Origin of the sequence: Pseudoalteromonas sp. 20-92 (genome assembly GCF_030847595.1) — a bacterium.
GTDB lineage: Bacteria > Pseudomonadota > Gammaproteobacteria > Enterobacterales > Alteromonadaceae > Pseudoalteromonas > Pseudoalteromonas fuliginea.
Genome location: NZ_JANJGQ010000054.1, coordinates 1 through 2,120, shown reverse-complemented (window position 1 = coordinate 2,120; position 2,120 = coordinate 1). Strand labels below are relative to the sequence as shown.

Sequence of the window (2,120 nt, the reverse complement as noted above, 5' to 3'; positions counted from 1 at the left end):
TTTAGCGTCACAAGGTTTAGTGTCATTGAGAGATATTTGGATCGGTATTCATTACGGGAGATGAACCGCCCATTGCGAACCCGCATGATGGGTGGTGTGGGGGCTGGAGGTTAGAGACCTCCGGCTACCCGATTAGGTGCTGGTTCTCACAACTAATTTTCTTACACCAATTAAAACACCGCCATATGAAATTGGAAAGAGTATTAGTACGAAAATTAATGTATCGGTATTAGAGATATCCATACCTGGACTTCCAATAACAGCGAGAGTATTGATTAACAGCAACACTATACTTGATTGGAGGAAGCCCTTGTAACCAATAAAGCCCGCAAACAATAACATAATAAATGACACACCTATCGCTGGAGTAAAAGGTGCGGCTGCTAGCAACATACAAAGAAAAGAAAGTACGATAGAAAATCCGATTACTACTTTGAACATTGCAACCTCCATGGCATATAACCCCGCCTTATGCGGTGAGTAACAGTTTGCTTAAATCTGAAACGAAGTGGAACCGAGCAAACTGTTACGAATCCGACTTTAAGGCCTTGTTAGCTGTATTTAACGACTTACCTAAGAATACTACTGTGGTTTTGCCCAAAACCTCTTCTTTAATACGCCTATACCCACGGCGCTCATACATGCCAAGGTTGGCTTTACTATTAATACCAGTAAACAATTCTACCTGGTGTGCTTCAGGATAAAACTGCTCTAATGCACTAAGTAGCTTGGAGCCAATACCCTTACCTTTAAAGTCACTTTTTACAGCCATACGTCCTATACAGGAAGTTGAACCATTTAATTTAACTTGTCCACTTGCAATAATCTGATCGTTCAAAACAATTTTTAAAATACATTTATTATTAAATTCAGACTCAAGTTCAGCTAAGCTCTGGGTTAGCGGGGGTATATTAAAATCATTATGTAATTCAGCTTCTGAAATATACGCTTCCTTTTGAATTTTAAGAATAATAGGTGCATCTTCAATTTTTGCTTCTAAAATTTTCATTTATACATACTTATATTTATACAGCTAACGAGCCTTTAGATTAACTCGTTTTTTATTTATTTTTATTGATGAATCAACCATAGCTGAGTTCCTATTTTGGTTCAATTGATTACTGTATTTTTACGCAGAATATTGAAGTGTTTGATATTGTTTTAATTGGCGTTTTGGAAGGATTTACTGGTGTTTCAGTGGCTTATAATTAGGTTAAAAGGGCTTCCCCTTCTTAATGCATCGTGTTTTGCAGCTTTTCTATATTATGAACAAGGCAATACAGTTGCCATTGGGCGTTCACTTTCACTTGGCTCCGTAAAAATACAAACCTGACAGCCACCTTAATCGAACAAACAAAACTGTTCCACTAAATTTGCCAATCAGGTTCAAAATTTATCTTGGATTACTGGGTAACTTTTATTTCATCCATTAAATAAGTTATTAGCATGCTTAAACCTAAATTATCCGCATAAATATAACTGCAAAATTGCAGTTTTAACTTTTACAGAATGTTTTTACTGAGTAGCTTAAGTATTATGCGAGTAGCTTTTCGCAATTGCTAATATTTGATCGCCGTTTACGCTTTAAATTTTCACAGTAACTTGTTTGTGAAGTGGGTCTGCCTACTGCACCATGAAATACGCGCGTAAATTGCGTAGTAAGTTTTAACCAGTTTTCGGGGGATATATTAAGCCTTTCTAGCAAAGGAAGGTTCATATTATCAATATTCCCGCGCTTATCCTCTCGTATTATTCGCCCTGTTAGCTCAACGAGTTCAAGGTACGATTTAAGCTCAAACGGCAGCCCTTTAGGCATAATCTGACGTGGCATACCTGAAAAACGTAGTAACTGTTTAGGTTGTTTACCTTCTTTCGCGCATGTTAAGCGCTTTTGTACACTGGTATGGTCTGACTCTTCTGGTGTGTTAGCCATTTTAGCCCTAATGGGATTTAAATCGACATAGGCCATACACGCTGCAAGTGCTGCTTCATCTAGTAATGCTTGCGATTTGAATCTACCCTCCCAGAATCGCCCTGTGCAGTTATCTTCTTTATTTGCTCTGCGCGCAATGTCTTCATTTAATAGCCGCATAAACCAGCTGATACTCGCTAGGCGTTCG

At 38.2% G+C, this 2,120-nt stretch carries 2 protein-coding genes and 1 pseudogene; all 3 read right to left on the bottom strand.

Annotated features, from left to right (window positions below; genetic code table 11):
• Window positions 1–132 precede the first annotated feature (132 nt).
• Window positions 133–441, bottom strand: a complete 309-nt coding sequence (locus tag NRL14_RS20670; RefSeq protein ID WP_306725506.1) for a DUF6419 family natural product biosynthesis protein — start codon at window positions 439–441, stop codon at window positions 133–135.
• An 85-nt stretch (window positions 442–526) separates the two neighbouring features.
• The gene (locus NRL14_RS20665) at window positions 527–1,009 is read right to left on the bottom strand and encodes a GNAT family N-acetyltransferase (RefSeq protein WP_007377127.1); all 483 of its coding nucleotides are present in this window, start codon (window positions 1,007–1,009) and stop codon (window positions 527–529) included.
• Between the two features lie 525 nt (window positions 1,010–1,534).
• Window positions 1,535–2,120, bottom strand: a pseudogene (locus NRL14_RS20660) (transposase); the annotation flags it as partial.